Origin of the sequence: Calothrix rhizosoleniae SC01 (genome assembly GCF_900185595.1) — a bacterium.
Classification (GTDB): Bacteria; Cyanobacteriota; Cyanobacteriia; order Cyanobacteriales; family Nostocaceae; genus Calothrix_A; species Calothrix_A rhizosoleniae.
Genome location: NZ_FYBH01000054.1, coordinates 1 through 16,952, shown reverse-complemented (window position 1 = coordinate 16,952; position 16,952 = coordinate 1). Strand labels below are relative to the sequence as shown.

Sequence of the window (16,952 nt, the reverse complement as noted above, 5' to 3'; positions counted from 1 at the left end):
GAACGCCAGAATTCTCATCTTTAAGAGCAATAATTAAAGCTGGAATTGCCGATTTTGCATCTGTGCCAATTTTCCCCAATGCATAAGCAGCACTACTACGAACTTCGGAATCTTCATCTTTAAGAGCAGTAATTAAAGCTGAAACTGCATCTTTCCCTATTCTCACTAAAGCTTTAACAATAATAATACGAACATTCTTATTATTATCCTTTAATAATTTCGTTAAGTAAGGTAGTTCTGCTAGTTTTGGATCAATTTTGTCAAGTGCGGCAATACTGATAATACGAAGATTTTTATTCTTATTCTTTAGAGCTTTGACAAGATAGGGAATAGATTTTGAATTACATACTACTAGCTTATTGAAAGCAGAAGACGAACCCTTCTTTGCCTGTCTAATATACAGTTCAATCTTTATTCCTATACATGGATAATTTTTTGTTAAGTCAGATTGAGATTGAGCTAGGGTTTTTGTATTTATTAATAAAGATAAGTTTACAGCCCCAAACATACTTATTATAACTGAAAGTATAGCAGTTCCGAATTCATAGCCTTTGTTAAGCACTAGAAATTATATGTAAAAACAAACATATTTTAATATATCTTACATAAGAATACTTGTTTTATTTCAGGAGGGATCGAATCCTCACAAATGTAGGTTTTTTATGTAGGCATGAGTGGACACTCTCAAATGGGGTTTTTCAACTGGCTCAAATAACGAAATTTCGTTCTTGGGTATAAACCTAAGATCAAAATCCTTAATTTTGAGGTAACTTAACAAGACCATTTCAGAGCCTTTTGTAATAAACCTACACCTGTCAGGGGGTCGAATCCCCTCCTGAATTGCCTTATACAAGGTTCACCATACCAAACGGGGTAAATTTAAGAGGTAATGCTGGGCAAGATTGTTGCTCAACCGAGGCTTCTTGCTAACATTCAACTTTGAGCGCCTGAATTCTTTCTTAATCTGAGCTTTATCAATTAGTCCTAGGATAATTTGAGTCGATTTTTGAAATGGCAAGTGACATTTTAACTCTGGACGAAGCTTAGAGTCATAAGGAAAAGGAAATAAGATGATGAGCCAAGAGAATCAGGCAACATTGAGTAGCAAGAAGTTGGTGACAATTATCACCAAGACTGTCAAAAAAATTTGCAAAAAAAAGCAGACACCGCCCGATATTTTAGCAGTGGTCTCCTGTGTAATTGTAAACTAAATTTGTAAATATAAAATCGTAATTATACCGTGTCTTCTTGTCTCATTTGGCGCTCAATGGTTTCAATAGCAGCGTTAAGGGCTGCTAATCTAGCCTCTAACCCATCTCGCATCATTTTCAAGAACTTCAGTTTACGCTCCTGATGAGTTTTAAATTGATTTGTGTCACTGCTTAAACAAGGATTAAACCAAAAAGGAAACATGGCTCATTTCATCCATTAGTTACTTTCTCATTCTAGAACGTGGAATTGGAATAAGCGCGCTTATGGAGTATATTCATTCTTTAGATATGGGCAATTATTCCCAAGTTGGTAAGGCTTTGGTGAAAGTTTATCAGCAAACTAGACAATAGTGCCGTTGACTTCCTTAATAGTAGGAAAAAACTTTCCTTCTCCCCAACAAACAACTAACAACTAACAACTAACAACTAACAACTAACAACCTCCCCAACAAACAACTAACAACTAACAACTAACAACTAACAACAAACAACTAACAACAAACAACTAACAACTAACAACTCCCCTACTTCCTACTCCAATATTCCTTTTAGCTTTCAGCTTCAGATTCTCCATCTCCAAAAAAGAGTAACCTGATGGCAAGGATAGCAAATCCCACAGCAGCGATAATTTTCAATAATCGAGTGGGTAAAAATTCTGCCACTGCTCCCCCTGCTAAGGCTCCTAATAGGCTAGTTAACAGCAACGCTCCAGCTGTACCAAAAAACACTGCACGGGGAGCTTGAGAACGCCCAGAAAGTGCGATCGCAGCTAATTGGCTTTTATCCCCTAATTCTGACAAAAATACCGTAATAAAGCTCAATCCAATCAGATGCCAGTCCATCATAAGAATTTCTATATATTTTTTTGACTTTTGACTTTTCCCACAACACTCCTAACTCAGAAATACATCCCCAATCAACATAAAGGAAATGAGTAATAACATCATTCCTGCGGCTATTTCTATGGTTTTTGGAGAAAGCTTACTAGCCATCCAACTACCCACAAGTACACCCAACAAACTGGTAGTTACCAATGCCACCGCAGAACCAATAAATACCATCCACGGTTCATGGGATTCTGCACTCATAAGTAGGGTTGATAATTGGGTCTTATCACCAATTTCTGCTAAAAATATCGTGACGAAGGTAGTACCAAAAACTACTGTGGTTTTCTGTTTGCTAACGCTATTTTTGACAGGATCAGTTGTCTCAATAACGGTTGCTGTGTGATTGCTATCGTTATTATCTGGGATTTCTTGGTTCGGGGTGTGAGGTGAAGCAGTTATATCCTCAGGTGCAGAATCAATTTTCACAGGCAGCAGTTTTGTCACTAAAAGTTTTCATATTCCTTTCATTTTCTCAGATTTATGTTAAAAATGACAACTTAAACTGCAAACAGTCAAAAAGAGGCAAGGGAGCAGGGAGCAGGGGAAGAGGGAAAGAAGTGTGGGGAGATGAAATAACTAACTATCAAGCATCAACTACCAACCCCTAACTATCAACTAGCAACTAGCAACCATCACTCCATCACTCCATCACTCCATCACTCCCCACGCTCTACTCTCCACAGTGGGGGAAAAAGGGCATTCCCCTTGCTTGTTTTGTAATTTTCGCCAGAGCATAAATTTCTGATCAGATTCTGGCACTATTTACTCCGGATTGATAAAAAACTTTGTATTCTGAAGTTAATAGGTCTTAACAATTGATGATTAGAAAAACTGGTGCAAGAAGATCTGAGATTAATTATTGATTTAGTGCTAGTGCTGTCTGTGGCTGCTGGTGGCGGACTTTTTGCTGCACTATTACGACAACCGGTGATTTTAGGATATCTCATCGGCGGTATGGTTGTGGGACCAGCTGGACTGGGATTAATAAAAGAATTCATACAAGTAGAAACTTTAGCACAGTTTGGAGTTGCCTTTTTGCTGTTTGCCTTGGGGGTAGAATTTTCCTTGGCAGAATTGAAAAAAGTCCAAAAAATTAGTTTGGGTGGTGGTGGACTGCAAATTGTCCTCACAATCTCGGTGACTGCTTTAGTTTCCCTGGGTGTGGGTTGGGTAAGCTCCCCCGCACAAGGGGTATTTTTAGGGGGGATTCTGTCTTTATCATCCACAGCAGTTGTGCTCAAATGCTTGATGGAAGGTAATGAGACGGAAACACCCCACGGACAGGTGTTGCTGGGAATTTTGGTAGTACAGGATTTGGCGTTGGGTTTGATGTTGGCGGTGTTACCTGCTTTGGATAAACCAGCTGAATCGATTGGTATGGCTGTGTTATTGGCGCTGTTACGTATTGGGTTATTTGCGGCTGGTGCCGTAATGGTGGGAATATGGCTAATTCCACCTTTATTAAGGTTGTTAGCTCGTACAGAAAGCCGAGAACTGTTTTTATTGGGGGTAGTGGCTCTGTGTTTGGGGATTGCTTTACTCACAGAGTATTTGGGTTTATCCATTGAAATGGGGGCTTTTGTCGCTGGCTTGATGATTTCTGAGGTGGAATACGCGGATCAAACTTTAACCTATGTGGAGCCCCTAAGAGATATCTTTGCCAGTTTATTTTTTGCTGCCATTGGCATGTTAATCGACCCAGTGTTTTTATGGCACAACTTAGAATTAATTTTAGGGTTGGTAGCCTTAGTATTTGTGGGTAAATTTTTGATTATTACCCCTCTAGTAAAGCTGTTCCGCTATCCTTGGAAAACTGCATTAATTGCTGGCTTGGGACTAGCACAAATTGGAGAATTTTCCTTTGTATTGGCAAGTGAAGGGCGGGCGTTAGGGTTAGTTTCTCAGCGAGTATATTTACTTATTTTAGGGACAACAGCAGTAACATTAGTTATTACCCCTTTTGTCTGGCAGCTAGTACCTTTCCTATTTAATTTTGCCGAATCCATGCCTTGGTTGAAACCTTATCTCAGTGGAGAAGGAAGACCTTTGGACACATCAGAGGAATTACCTTGGCAGGATCATGTGGTGGTGTGTGGGTACGGTAGAGTGGGTAAAAATTTAGTGAAATTGTTACAGCAGCACAACTTATCAGTAGTAGTAATCGATCAATCTGAAAGTAGAATTCAGCAATTGCGGGAAGCGGGAGTTCCCTATGTATACGGTAATTGTGTTAGCTTTCACGTTTTGGAAACCGCCGCAGTTAGTCATGCTAAAGGTATGGCGATCGCTCTTCCCGATCCCATGAGTATTCGCCTAACTTTGAAACGAGCTTTAGAATTATCTCCAGACATAGATATAGTTGTCCGTGCTAACCACAATAAAAATATTGAAGTTCTTTACCAATTGGGTGCTAGGGAAGTAGTACAACCAGAGTTTGAAGCCAGTTTAGAAATGGCAACTTATATCCTCACAGACATGGGATTTTCACCCCTTGTAGTGCAGGAGGAAATGCAACAAATTCGCAATCGCCATTATTTAGATTTAAGACCCGAAGAATCTCCATCCCAAGTATCTAGAATACTGCGACGAGCAACCCAAGAGATGAACAGTCGCTGGTATCCCCTACCAGAAGATTCTCCCTTAGTTGGTATGACTTTAGAACAAGTGGATATGCGCTCTTTGACAGGAGTCAGTTTGATGGCAATCCGCCGTACTGATGGGGAAGAAATAGATTATCCCCAAGCTCAGACTAAATTAGCAGCAGGCGATCGCTTATTAGTAGTAGGTTCAAATAAGGAATTAGCAGCTTTAGCAGAATTCGCCCAAGGACAAGCAGCAATGCCCATTATTCAAATTAATGAAGTAGAAGAGTTGAAAGAAGGAGTGATGGAGTGAAGAAGGGAAGGTGTGGGAAGTGTGAGGAGATGAAATAACTAACTATCAACAATCAACTCCTAACTATCAACTATCAACCATCAACTATCAACCATCAACTCCCAACTCTTTATTCTAATGGTTTCATATAAGCGATCGCTTGTTTCCAAATGGTAGTTTTTTGACCGTTTGCTTGTACTAATAAAATACAGTTTGGATCTTGCCAAACAAGGCTTCCATTCAGGGTATCACCTGTAAGTAGTTTCATTTCTACAGCATTTTTATCTTTGATCAGGTTTTGTACTTGGCGAGTGCTGGGTAGTGTAGTATCAAATTCAATAGTAGGCATTTTTGATAAATAGTATGTAAGTATTAATTAATCAGTTATCGGTTTTAGAGCTTGTAATTTAGATTAAATTACTCCACAATGTGCTATTTGCACTGTTCGCTGGTTTAATAACTGGTTAATGGGTGGTGGTTAAATAACCAATAACCAATGACCAATAACTCCTAATCTTTGATAATTCATCCTTGGGAAAATGGCAATCGAATTTACTAAGTATCACGGTCTAGGTAATGATTTTATCCTGATTGATAATCGCTCTAGCTCAAATCCTGTAATCACTCCAGCCCAAGCCATACCATTATGCGATCGCCACTTTGGTATCGGTGCAGATGGTATAATCTTTGCCTTGCCTGGAGAGAATGGTACTGATTACACCATGCGTATTTTTAATTCCGATGGTTCGGAACCAGAAATGTGTGGGAACGGGATTCGTTGTTTGGCAAGATTTATTGCCGATTTAGAGGGTGAATCTCGTCATGCAGACCAATATCGGATTCATACCCTAGCTGGGGTGATCACACCACAACTAATGGCTGATGGTCAAGTCAAGGTAGATATGGGCTTACCCCAATTACTAGCCGGAGAAATTCCCACTACTTTGTCAACGGCTGAAGAAAAGGTAATTAATCTGCCATTGGTGGTGTCAGAAAAATCTTGGAATGTAACCTGTGTCAGCATGGGTAATCCCCACTGTATTACCTTTGTGGATGATGTGGAGACAATTCCCCTAGAATCCATTGGACCTAAATTTGAACATCATCTTGCCTTCCCCCAAAGAATAAACACCGAATTTATTCAAGTTGTCAGTAGAGACTACTTAAAAATGCGGGTATGGGAAAGGGGTGCGGGTATTACCTTAGCTTGTGGAACTGGTGCTTGTGCTTCCCTAGTAGCTGGTGTACTGAATGATAAATGCGATCGCTCCGCAACAGTAGAACTTCCTGGTGGTAATTTATATATTGAATGGTCTGCAACAGATGGACGAGTTTACATGACTGGACCAACAGAACTAGCCTTTACTGGAAAACTACCTTGAAAACAGTTACCAGTTATCAGTTATCAGTTATCAGTTAGGAGTTAGGATTTTTGATTGTCACACCTCCCCTCCTTCACCTCCCACACTCCCCACACTCCCCACACCTTCCCTCTTTCCCTCCTTCCCTCCATCACTCCGAAATATGGCAACAATAAAATGCGGTAAAATTTCCTTCTCCCACATTGAGGCTGTTTTATTTGATAAAAATGGCACCCTAGAAGACTCAGAAATATATTTGCGTTCCCTGGCGCAAAAAACAGCAAGAATCATTGACGCTCAAATCCCTGGAGTCGGAGAACCCCTATTAATGGCATTTGGTGTCAATCGTGATTACCTCGACCCTGCAGGGTTAGTGTCCGTAGCCAGTCGCCGAGAAACGGAAGCAGCAGCAGCAGCTTATATCGCTGAAACTGGTAGGGGATGGGTTGAATCCTTAGATATTGCTTGCAAAGCTTTAGAAGAAGCAGATAAATATCTAGGTCAAACCCCGGCACCTTTATTTGCTGGAGGCTTGCAAATCCTGCGAACTCTCTCTGCTGCTGGATTAAAATTAGGGATTCTTTCCGCAGCCACTACCCAAGAAGTAGAAAATTTTGTTACCGCTCACCAACTAGGGGATTATCTACAACTGCAAATGGGAGTTGATGCAGGCCCTAGTAAGCCAGACCCCATACTATTTTGGCAAGCTTGTCAAGACTTGGGTGTGGAACCTCAAACAACCTTGATGGTGGGAGATTCTGTAGCCGATATGCAAATGGCACGCAATGGTCAAGCGGCTGGTTGTATTGGCATTACTTGGATGAATCAGCCAAAGAATGTGGCAGGTGCAGATGTGGTAATTAACCAATTAGATGAAATTCAAATTCTGGATGGTGCTGGTGAGTAGTGAAAAAATCCTTTAAGATGTAGTATCGAATGAATGTAGAAATGACAGGAGTTTGGTTGTATGTACCTCTCACTCTGGCCTGGTAAACCCTATCCTCTAGGAGCTAAGTGGGATGGCAAAGGTACAAATTTTGCATTATTTTCCAAACATGCCACATCTGTAGAACTGTGTCTATTCGATCAGCTAGGGCAAGAAACTCGACTATCCTTGAAGGAAGTAAGTAATTTTGTTTGGCATGGTTATGTTCCTTCCATTGGACCAGGACAAAGATATGGGTTTAGAGTACATGGTCCATTTGCACCTCAAGAAGGATATCGTTTTAATCCCAATAAGTTACTTATAGACCCTTACGCCAAAGCAGTTGATGGTGATATTCAGTTTGGAGAGGAAATTTTTGGTTATCGATGGGATGATCCCCAAGAAGATTTGGGATTTTCCGGTCTGAATAGTGCAGGTTTAGTTCCTAAATGTATTGTGGTTGATGAGTCTTTTGATTGGCAAGGAGATGAACTACTGCAAACTCCCGCCCATGAAACGGTAATTTATGAAATGCACGTCAAGGGTTTTACTAAATTACACCCAGAAATTCCCCCTGAACTCCGAGGAACTTATGCTGGTTTAGCTCATCCAGCAGCTATTTCCCACCTCCAATCTTTGGGTGTGACAGCAGTAGAATTGATGCCTATCCACCATTTCCTCACATGCCCAAGACATCTCGTAGAACATGGTCTAAAAAATTACTGGGGTTATGACTCTCTGGCCTATTTAGCTCCCTACTCTGGTTATAGTGCTAGTGGCTCTTTGGGTGAGCAAGTACGAGAGTTTAAGCAGATGGTGAAAGCTCTCCACAAGGCAGGAATTGAGGTGATTTTAGATGTAGTCTATAACCACACTGGGGAAAGTGACCATTTGGGGCCCACCCTGTCTTTGCGAGGTATTGATAATACCTCTTACTATCGGTTGGAAGAGGAAGATCCTCGTTTATATATGGATTTTACCGGCTGTGGCAATTCCTTGAATGCCCGCGAACCCCAGGTATTGAAGTTAATTATGGATAGTCTGCGCTACTGGGTACAGGAATGTCATGTAGATGGTTTCCGTTTTGACCTAGCATCAGCATTAGCGAGGGAACTTTACGCAGTCGATCGCCTAGCTTCTTTCTTTGATATTATTCACCAAGACCCCACCCTGGAAAATGTAAAATTAATTGCTGAACCCTGGGACGTAGGTGAAGGTGGCTATCAAGTAGGTGAATTTCCCCTATTATGGTCGGAATGGAATGGTAAATATCGGGACACAGTCAGGGATTTCTGGCGGGGAGAAGATAGCCGTCTGGCAGAGTTCGCCTATCGTTTTACTGGCAGTTCTGATTTGTATATGTCTAATGGACGCAGCCCCAATGCTAGTATCAATTTTGTCACTGCCCATGATGGATTTACCCTCAATGACTTAGTCAGTTACAACCGAAAACATAATCAGGCGAATGGGGAAGATAGTCGAGATGGAGACAATCACAACCGTTCTTGGAATTGTGGGGAGGAAGGAGAAACCAATGACCCATTCATCCTCAATTTAAGGCAACAGCAACGACGTAATTTTTTAGTTACCTTACTACTATCCCAGGGCGTACCCATGTTGGTTATGGGTGATGAAATGGGGCGATCACAAGGGGGTAATAATAATGCATACTGTCAAGATAATGAGGTATCTTGGTTAGATTGGGGTCTCAAGTCAGAAAATGAGGCATTTTTGGATTTTACCCGACAATTAATTGATTTTCATCGCAAACATCCCATATTTCGTCGTCGCAAATGGTTCCAAGGTCGAGCTATCCACGGTTCTGGGGTACATGATATTGGCTGGTTTAACCCCGATGGTGGTTCTATGACTGAGGAACAGTGGAATGATGGTTATACCAAAGCAATTTGTATTTTTCTGAATGGAGAAGAAATTGCTACACCAGGAACACAAGGAGAGCGAATTATTGATAATCATTTTTTACTGTTCTTTAATGCCCATGCTGAAGCTCTAGATTTTACAATTCCCCCAGGTTTACAGGAATGGGAATGGCTGACCATTATTGATACTACCAAACCCCACTTTGTCCAATGGGGTAAGCATTATATGCATGATAAGCCAATTCTAGTAGAAGGGCGATCGCTTATGTTATTACAGCGTTTCGGTCGGAGATGAGGAGTGAAGGAGAAACTATGAATCTTGGTTCTGAATATATAGGCGATCGCATTTGTAATTTTACTTTATGGGCACCCCTCATGGAAGAGGTTGCTGTCCATCTGGTTGCTCCTGAAGAGCGGATTATTCCTTTACAACCAGATCAGTGGGGATATTGGCGGGGTACAGTCACAAATGTGGAACCTGGTAGTCTGTATTTTTACCAACTAAATGGAGAAATAGACTTACCAGATCCCGTATCTAATTCCCAACCTCAAGGGGTACATGGAGCTTCAGAAGTAATTGACCACAGTAATTTTCAGTGGAGCGATCGCCAATGGCGGGGAGTACCTCTGGAAAAAATGGTTATCTACGAGTTACACGTAGCTACTTTTACCAAAGAAGGGACATTTCAAGCAGTAATTCCCCGGATTTCAGAATTGCAAGAGCTAGGCGTTACAGCCATTGAAATCATGCCCGTGGCTCAGTATCCCGGAGAGCGCAACTGGGGTTATGATGGGGTTTATCCCTATGGTGTACAAAATTCCTATGGTGGTGTAGATGGGTTAAAGCAATTGATAGACGCTTGCCATCAACAGGGAATGGCGGTGATCCTAGATGTGGTATATAACCATCTTGGGCCCGAAGGCAATTATCTCTGGAGTTTGGAGACTTATTTCACAGACAAATATAAAACTCCCTGGGGTAGTGCGATTAATTATGATGGGGTTTACAGTTATGGGGTACGGGAATACTTTAGGCAAAATGTCCTCTACTGGTTAGAGACATATCACATTGATGCCTTGAGATTGGATGCGATCAACGCCATTTATGACACGGGAGTCAAACATATTTTACAAGAAATGGCGGATGCTGCTGGGAGTGTTACCCAAAGGCACGGTTGGAAAAGATACTTAATTGCTGAAAGTGACTTCAACGATCCCAAGATAATTCGTCCCTCAGAAGATGGTGGTTATGGTATTGATGGACAGTGGAGTGATGATTTTCACCATGCCTTGCATACGGTACTAACAGGGGAAAAACAAGGATATTATCAGGATTATGGCAGTCTGGAACAGCTAGCAAAAGCTTATACTAATTCTTTTGTCTACACTGGAGAATATTCTCTCTATCGTCAACGGTATCATGGTACAACCCCCAGTAAATGTGATTCCAGTCAATTTATTGTCTATGGTCAAAATCATGACCAAGTAGGGAATAGAATGTTGGGCGATCGCTTTTCTCATTTATTATCCTTTGCTGAGTTAAAATTATCCGCAGCAGCAGTCATTCTTTCTCCCTATGTACCCCTACTATTTATGGGTGAGGAATATGGAGAAACTGCACCCTTTCTCTACTTTATTAGCCATCAAGATCCTAGTTTAATTGAAGCAGTACGCCAGGGGAGACAAAAAGAGTTTGCAGCATTTTATACCCAAGAACAAGCACCCGATCCCCAAGCCGTAGACACAATGCTGCGATCGCAATTACATTGGGAGCAACGCCATCAAGGAAAGCAGAGAATATTGTGGCTGTTCTACCAAAAATTACTCCAGCTACGTGCAGAGATTCCCGCCTTAGCTAACTTAGATCGACATTGTTTAGAGGTAGAAGTCATTCACTCGGAAAAAGTTCTACAATTAAAACGTCACTACCAAGACAGTCAAGTAATTTACTGGCTCAACTTCAGTCAACAAATAGTTACGCTTAGGGAAAACTTACCTCCAGGTAATTGGAACAGGTTGCTTGACTCTGCTGATGTTCAGTGGGGAGGTGTTGGTTCTTCAGTACCTCAAGTCTTTAATGGTGAAACAGAGAAGGAATTAGTACTAAGTCCTCAAACTGTTGTGGTATATAACAATGATCAATGAGTAAAGTACCTACAGACTCCGCGTAACTAGTCAATTTATACAGTCTTTATGCTATCAAAATTAAATCTTTATTGAATTAATTGAGATTCATAGAATTATGCAGATAAAATTATTTTATAGTAGCTAATTTTTAGTCAAAAATACTTAATTTAAAATCATTTATAGTATACTATAAACTTCTATAGAAATATACTTGTTTTTATAAATACTTAAATATAAAGAATACCAGTCTAACCTAAATAATTACACTTAAAAATATATGGAAAATTCAGATCAGCAATCACAGAAACTACTGACATCCTCAGTAGAGAAAGATAAACAAGAAGAACTGATGCAAGATGTGTATATCCTGGTAGAAAATTTAATTCATCGAGAAGAAACTACGGTTCGACTGGTTATCGATTGTCTTTATGATGTAGGCACAGTTAACTTAATTAATCAAAAATTTCGTTCCCGTACTTTCAATAAAACATTAAAGCTAGCTTCCCGAGTATCCAAACCTGCATTTAAAATAATAGCTTGGCGATTGGTAAGGAAAAAAAGCCCACGATTAATTACCAATTGGTTGCAAAGAAAAGTTGCATTTCCAAAAGCCGAACCACAGATCAACCAAGCAGAATTAGCGGTACAACAACCGGAAGTAGTGAATTCCATTGCACCCCAAGATATCAGTACCAATATTTTGCCTCCAGCACAATATCAGATGCAAGAGGTAAAACATCTGCGTTCCCAAGTTAAACTGCTAGTCAGTCTAATTATAGGTATAGTTACTGTATTCGGTGGTAGTTTTGCGTGGATAAATTATCAAATACAGCAATCACACCAACAAACCATCCAAGAGCTTCAAACCCAGATGAAAATCATGGAAGCTAATCGCGATCGCCGTTAGAGACTTTCAATACTGCCAAGGGTTAAAGCCATTACTGAATCGGTGTTCTAGTAGGCAGAACCAATTGACCAGGGACAAGACGGTGAGTTCCATTAATAATCACTTGATCACCAGTTTGAAGAGTACCACGAACTAGAACACGATCGCCGGTGTTATGCAAAATTTCTACATCCCGTTGTTCGACTCGGAAAGACTGGTTACTTGCAGTAGCAAAGGATTCGGATTTATCAGATTCACCTAAAACATAGCATGACCATAAACCCCGCACTCCCTTTACTAAAGCTGTAGTTGGCAACCAGTATCCAGCATCAGAGATAGTTTCAGTGAGTTGCAACCTCGCAACCTGACCAGGGGAAACTTTCCCTACCGCTTGGGAATTTAGTGTCAGGACAACTGTAGTAGTGCGGGTATTGGGGTCTAATTCCGGCAAAATTGATAAAACTCTAGTGCTATAGTTATTTTCTCCAATTGTTACTGGTAAAGTTCTGCCTATTTTCAGTTTGTTTGCAGCAGTTACTGGGACACCAATACGAGCTTCCAATACTCCATCTTCTACCAAGCGGAACACAGGGTTACCCACAGCCACTACAGTTCCTTCATCAACTAAACGGGCAGAAATTTTTCCAGTGAAGGGAGCTAGTAGGGTACTTTTTTCCAGTTCAATTTTCAGGGAAGCGATGCTGGCATCCAGTTGCTCTATAGATGCTTTTTGGGCTTCAATACGTTCCCCACGGGTTCCAGCAAGTAACTCGTCTAATTGACTTTGGGCTTCATCCAGTCTAGCTTGCAAAGCACTAACATTAGTAATCGCTTCATCTAGTTGCTCTTGAGAAATAGCACCTTGGGAGAATAATTCTTGCCGCCTGCGACTTTTATTACTAGCCAGTCGGAGTTGCGATCGCAAATTTCTCACAGTTGCTCGTGCAGCAGCAATAGTTTGAGAACGGGCACCAGCTTGCAATTCTTTCAATTGGGCGACAAGTTGAGCCCGCTTAGCAAGTAATTCTCTCTGTTGGGCTTTCAGGCTTTTGGTAGAAAGAGATGCCAGTAATGTACCTGCTTTTACCCTATTACCTTCATCCACAAAAATCTGTTCTAATTTACCCGAGCGTTCAAAGCCAAAGGAACTACTGCGACGAGGAACCACTGTCCCGGTGTAGAAACGGTTTACTTGGTATGTATTTACTGACTGCACCTGTTGTGTCTGCACGGGAAGGATTCTTGCTAAAGCAGTGGTTTTTAACTTTGATTTTTTTCCAACTTCGTCGGCTCGAACCAGAGAGACATTTCTCAGCAAATTACGACCGGGTGGAGTGAATATAAAAACCAACAAAACCGCCGATAATAACAAAGTTACTCGCCATAATAGGCCTGATTTATAAATTGGTCGTTGTTTACCAACAAAATTGTCGGGAATTTTCTCCCCCTCAACGGTAGGATGGTGTTTACTTAACTGAGATAACCCGTCCGCGACCTCCCACACGCCCATATCAGTTTTTGTACCTTTCGGCTTCTGCGGTATATTTGGGTCGTTATTGGGTGTGAATAAAACTGTTTCTGACTCTGACTCTGTTACAGGATGAGGATTGTAATTGTCAGTGATTCTGTTTGCAGCAGATGAATTTTGGTTTTGGGTTAATTTGTCATTATTCATAAAGGCCTCGCGGGAGAATGAAAACCCAGGTTTTGAAGACCTGGGAGGAAAGGCGACACGGAGCAATAAATTACTCCGTGGGTATTTGTTAGGAACTTGTACTTATTCATGTCGTCGAGTGCTATAATTGGATGAGTATTTACAAGATTGAAATGCAAACTATATCTGTAAAATGCAAGCTTCAAGTCCCCATAGATTTGCGTCAAGAAATTGATTTGACTTTGCTCCGGTTTGCTGACGCTTGTAACCAGATATATAAACTTGCAAGACGTGAGAATTGTTGGAATACTACTAAGCTTCACCACAAGGTTTATAAGCCAGTTAAAGAGTCTACGGGCTTGAAAGCTAACCATGTTTGTCAAGCTATTCGTCGTGTAATTGGTAACGCCAAAGCGGTTAAACAAGTCCATAAGTTCCGACCAACTTCTTTGAATTTGGATATTAGAACTTTTCAATACATTGAAGATTTGCAGACTGTTGGCGTTACTTTGATGTGTGGTCGTAAAAAGTTTAAATTGTCGATTGGTAATTATCAAAGAGCATTGCTTAAAGGACAATCTCCAACAGCAGCAATTTTGAACAAAACTAAGCGCGGTGACTATTACATCAATATGTGTGTTGACTTGCCCACGGACCCAACAGGTAAGACACCCAAGGTAATTGGAGTCGATTTGGGTAGACGCGACATCGCGACAACATCTACTGGTAAATCTTGGAGTGGTGGAAAGATTCAAGCTACTCGTGACCGTTACAGCAAGGTCAGAGCGAATATTCAATCCAAACGCACTCGCAGTTCTAGGCGAATGTTGAGAAGGCTTTCTAGGAGAGAACAACGTTTCCAAAAGTGGCTTAATCACCCTTACGGGTTCGCCAGTCGCTTCAAGTCGAGGAACCCGCCCAACGCGCTGGCTCACAATATTTCTAAGCAACTTGTTCAAGATGCAAAAAGCAGTAATGCTGCGCTGGCTTTTGAGGACTTGACTAATATTCGTCAATCTCTCAATCAAAAGCGACGCAGTAAGACGGAACGACGTAGAACTAACAATTGGGCATTTTATCAACTCCGGATGTTTGTTGATTACAAAGCTCGCATTGCTGGTATTGGGGTTGTTTTTGTTCCACCCGCCTACACTTCTGCTACCTGTTCGCGCTGTCACCACGTCCACCCTACAAAAGGGAAGTCGTATCGCAATGGGAAAAAGTATAAGTGTGGTAATTGTGGTTTTGAACATGATGCTGATATAAATGCTGCGCTTAACATTGCAGCTTTGGGGTTGTCCGTAATCCAGCCCGAAAGTCTGAAGATAAGTTGCCAGTTGGAAGGACAGTTGAATCTGTTTCCAACTAGTTTCTTTGAATTAGGCTGAAGCCCCGTGTCTTTAGACCGGGGTTGCTTACATCGCTCGCCTTTCTCCTGGAGAATATCTAACCATTGCTAATGAACCCCAACGCATCATTAATAAGTAAGCGCAAGGAACAAAGAACAGCGCCAATAAAGTAGCACCACCAACTCCACCAGCAATGCAAATGGCTAGAGGGGGCCAGAATTCTCCTCCATCAAGGAGCAAAGGTACAAACCCTGCTACAGTAGTGATAGTGGTAGTCAGAATATGGCGAGTCGAACGAACTACAACCAAGCGTATTGCTTTGCTATCGCCTTTACTTGCTTGGGAGTCAGCTCGTAGGGCAGCAAGAATGACAATGGAGTCATTAATAGCAACACCGACAAGACCAATTGTGCCTAAAATTGCCATGAAGCCCAATGGATAACCGAACATCCACAGAGAATACAACCCCAGTCCGATAGAGCACATACCTACTATAGCAATGATAAAAGCTGATTTAAAGGAAGCAATAGATAACACTAAAATAGCTAACATTAATACTAGTAAAATACCCACTGTCGATATTAACTTACCTACTGTCTGATTGCGTTCAGCAGATTCGCCACCAAATTCCATCCTATAACCGATGGGCAGTTGGAAATCGCTATGCAGAAGTTGCTGTTTAAAGTCAGTTAATACTTTTGCAGGTAGAACTCCAGCAGTGATAAAACCTTGAACGCTGTTAACTCGTTTACCATCCCGTCGCGTAATTGTGGCGAGTTCGGGAACCAATTGGATTTTAGCAACATTGGATAAGGGAACTGCAGGAGCATTTTTACTTTTTGTAGTTGGAAGTAGGTTCAGGGAGGCAATTTGGTCGAGGTTAGCGCGAGTTTGATTAGATAAGCGCACTCGTACTGGTAATTCTTCTGTGTCTTCTAAAATAGAACCTCCCAAAGTTCCTTCCAGATTTCCATTGAGTTGTTGAGCAATTTCTGTGTTGTTCAGTCCTGTGAGTCGGGCTTGTTCTTCATCCAAACTCAAACCTAATTTGGGTAAAGCTTCACCTAAACTAGTCCTGGGATGAGTCACATCGGCAATTTCAGCCAATCTTGCCTGAGCTTGTTTTCCTAACTCTGACAAAATATCTAGATTTGGACCATAGATACGTAATTCAATTGGTGCAGCAATATATGGTCCCTGTTCTAATTGTCTAACTAACACTCTAACTAAGGGAAAAGCTTGATCTAATTCCTCTTGTAAAATCCGAATTTGCTGACGACTGTTTTGGGATGAATCGAGTTGAACTAAGGCTTGGGCATAATTAGGTGAATTTTTTCGTATCTGCTGTATGTTGTAGTAGAAAGAAGGGGCATTTCTACCAAAAAACCAATGCACATTAACCACTTCTGGGTGACTAAGAAGAATTTTCCTTGCTTCTACTGCAACTGACTCAGTTTCTTGTAAGGAAGCGGAAGCAGGTAATTCCAACTCAATATGAAACTGGTCTCGTTCTGCTGGAGGAAAAAACTGTTCTGGAATATCCGAAGCCATCAAAAAACCAGTTATTGGTAAAATCAGAGCCAGTAATACCCCCAGCAATGGTTGTACCAAAATATAATCTAGACAGCGTTGATAAAGTCGTGTTAAAGCTGGTTGGGAAAAGCCTATATTCCACCATCTCCTTTGGGGAGTAGTAACAACATTACCTTTACTTTGGGGGTTAGACATTAAACCCATCAAAGCGGGTACTACTGTTAAGGAAAGCAGCAAAGAACAGAACAGGGCTAAGATAACACAT

13 protein-coding genes and 1 pseudogene are annotated in these 16,952 nt (G+C 41.2%); 7 read left to right on the top strand and 7 right to left on the bottom strand.

Annotated features, from left to right (window positions below; translation table 11 throughout):
- The 4 genes from CALSC_RS03150 to CALSC_RS03135 form a co-directional block, all read right to left on the bottom strand.
- On the bottom strand, nucleotides 1-562 hold a 562-nt coding region (locus CALSC_RS03150), incomplete at its 3' end, for a HEAT repeat domain-containing protein (RefSeq protein WP_143288133.1).
- Nucleotides 563-1,233: 671 nt separating this feature from the next.
- Nucleotides 1,234-1,413: a hypothetical protein gene (locus CALSC_RS03145; protein WP_088239960.1), complete on the bottom strand. Its 180-nt coding sequence runs from the start codon at nucleotides 1,411-1,413 to the stop codon at nucleotides 1,234-1,236.
- Between the two features lie 346 nt (nucleotides 1,414-1,759).
- On the bottom strand, nucleotides 1,760-2,053 hold the full coding sequence (locus tag CALSC_RS03140) for a TMEM165/GDT1 family protein (protein WP_088239966.1): 294 nt from the start codon (nucleotides 2,051-2,053) through the stop codon (nucleotides 1,760-1,762).
- A 51-nt stretch (nucleotides 2,054-2,104) separates the two neighbouring features.
- Nucleotides 2,105-2,542: a TMEM165/GDT1 family protein gene (locus CALSC_RS03135; protein ID WP_407641877.1), complete on the bottom strand. Its 438-nt coding sequence runs from the start codon at nucleotides 2,540-2,542 to the stop codon at nucleotides 2,105-2,107.
- A 390-nt stretch (nucleotides 2,543-2,932) separates the two neighbouring features.
- On the opposite strand from CALSC_RS03135, the pseudogene CALSC_RS03130 reads away from it, so the two are divergent.
- Nucleotides 2,933-4,942 (top strand): annotated as a pseudogene (locus CALSC_RS03130) (cation:proton antiporter domain-containing protein); the annotation flags it as partial.
- A 160-nt stretch (nucleotides 4,943-5,102) separates the two neighbouring features.
- Here the strand turns inward: CALSC_RS03130 and CALSC_RS03125 are convergent.
- Entirely contained in the window at nucleotides 5,103-5,321 is a 219-nt protein-coding gene (locus tag CALSC_RS03125) for an Hfq-related RNA-binding protein (RefSeq protein WP_088239959.1), read from the bottom strand.
- 190 nt (nucleotides 5,322-5,511) lie between these two features.
- On the opposite strand from CALSC_RS03125, the gene dapF reads away from it, so the two are divergent.
- The 5 genes from dapF to CALSC_RS03100 all read left to right on the top strand — a co-directional run bounded on the left by dapF (nucleotide 5,512) and on the right by CALSC_RS03100 (nucleotide 12,172).
- A complete protein-coding gene (gene dapF, locus CALSC_RS03120) occupies nucleotides 5,512-6,354 on the top strand; it encodes a diaminopimelate epimerase (RefSeq protein WP_088239958.1) in 843 nt (280 codons plus the stop codon).
- Between the two features lie 142 nt (nucleotides 6,355-6,496).
- Nucleotides 6,497-7,240 (top strand): HAD family hydrolase, encoded by a 744-nt coding sequence (locus CALSC_RS03115; protein ID WP_088239957.1) that lies wholly within the window; start codon nucleotides 6,497-6,499, stop codon nucleotides 7,238-7,240.
- Between the two features lie 60 nt (nucleotides 7,241-7,300).
- Nucleotides 7,301-9,433, top strand: coding sequence for a glycogen debranching protein GlgX (gene glgX, locus CALSC_RS03110; RefSeq protein ID WP_088239956.1), 2,133 nt, complete (start codon nucleotides 7,301-7,303; stop codon nucleotides 9,431-9,433).
- Between the two features lie 17 nt (nucleotides 9,434-9,450).
- Nucleotides 9,451-11,283: a malto-oligosyltrehalose trehalohydrolase gene (gene treZ / locus CALSC_RS03105; RefSeq protein ID WP_088239964.1), complete on the top strand. Its 1,833-nt coding sequence runs from the start codon at nucleotides 9,451-9,453 to the stop codon at nucleotides 11,281-11,283.
- A gap of 259 nt (nucleotides 11,284-11,542) precedes the next feature.
- Nucleotides 11,543-12,172: a hypothetical protein gene (locus tag CALSC_RS03100; protein WP_088239955.1), complete on the top strand. Its 630-nt coding sequence runs from the start codon at nucleotides 11,543-11,545 to the stop codon at nucleotides 12,170-12,172.
- 31 nt (nucleotides 12,173-12,203) lie between these two features.
- On the opposite strand, the gene CALSC_RS03095 is transcribed toward CALSC_RS03100, so the two are convergent.
- Nucleotides 12,204-13,826, bottom strand: a complete 1,623-nt coding sequence (locus CALSC_RS03095) for an efflux RND transporter periplasmic adaptor subunit (RefSeq protein WP_235006664.1) — start codon at nucleotides 13,824-13,826, stop codon at nucleotides 12,204-12,206.
- Nucleotides 13,827-13,957: 131 nt separating this feature from the next.
- Here CALSC_RS03095 and CALSC_RS03090 point away from each other — a divergent pair, with 131 nt between their 5' ends.
- Nucleotides 13,958-15,193, top strand: a complete 1,236-nt coding sequence (locus CALSC_RS03090; RefSeq protein WP_235006663.1) for an RNA-guided endonuclease InsQ/TnpB family protein — start codon at nucleotides 13,958-13,960, stop codon at nucleotides 15,191-15,193.
- Between the two features lie 27 nt (nucleotides 15,194-15,220).
- Here the strand turns inward: CALSC_RS03090 and CALSC_RS03085 are convergent.
- Nucleotides 15,221-16,952, bottom strand: a 1,732-nt coding sequence (locus tag CALSC_RS03085; protein WP_143288132.1) for an efflux RND transporter permease subunit, incomplete at its 5' end; no start/stop codon positions are given.

Bases quoted from the DNA above. Each gene is read 5' to 3' on its own strand.
- CALSC_RS03145 (WP_088239960.1), bottom strand. From the start codon at position 1,413: ATGTTTCCTTTTTGGTTTAATCCTTGTTTAAGCAGTGACACAAATCAA.
- CALSC_RS03140 (WP_088239966.1), bottom strand. From the start codon at position 2,053: ATGGACTGGCATCTGATTGGATTGAGCTTTATTACGGTATTTTTGTCA.
- CALSC_RS03125 (WP_088239959.1), bottom strand. From the start codon at position 5,321: ATGCCTACTATTGAATTTGATACTACACTACCCAGCACTCGCCAAGTA.
- dapF (WP_088239958.1), top strand. From the start codon at position 5,512: ATGGCAATCGAATTTACTAAGTATCACGGTCTAGGTAATGATTTTATC.
- CALSC_RS03115 (WP_088239957.1), top strand. From the start codon at position 6,497: ATGGCAACAATAAAATGCGGTAAAATTTCCTTCTCCCACATTGAGGCT.
- glgX (WP_088239956.1), top strand. From the start codon at position 7,301: ATGTACCTCTCACTCTGGCCTGGTAAACCCTATCCTCTAGGAGCTAAG.
- treZ (WP_088239964.1), top strand. From the start codon at position 9,451: ATGAATCTTGGTTCTGAATATATAGGCGATCGCATTTGTAATTTTACT.
- CALSC_RS03100 (WP_088239955.1), top strand. From the start codon at position 11,543: ATGGAAAATTCAGATCAGCAATCACAGAAACTACTGACATCCTCAGTA.
- CALSC_RS03095 (WP_235006664.1), bottom strand. From the start codon at position 13,826: ATGAATAATGACAAATTAACCCAAAACCAAAATTCATCTGCTGCAAAC.
- CALSC_RS03090 (WP_235006663.1), top strand. From the start codon at position 13,958: ATGAGTATTTACAAGATTGAAATGCAAACTATATCTGTAAAATGCAAG.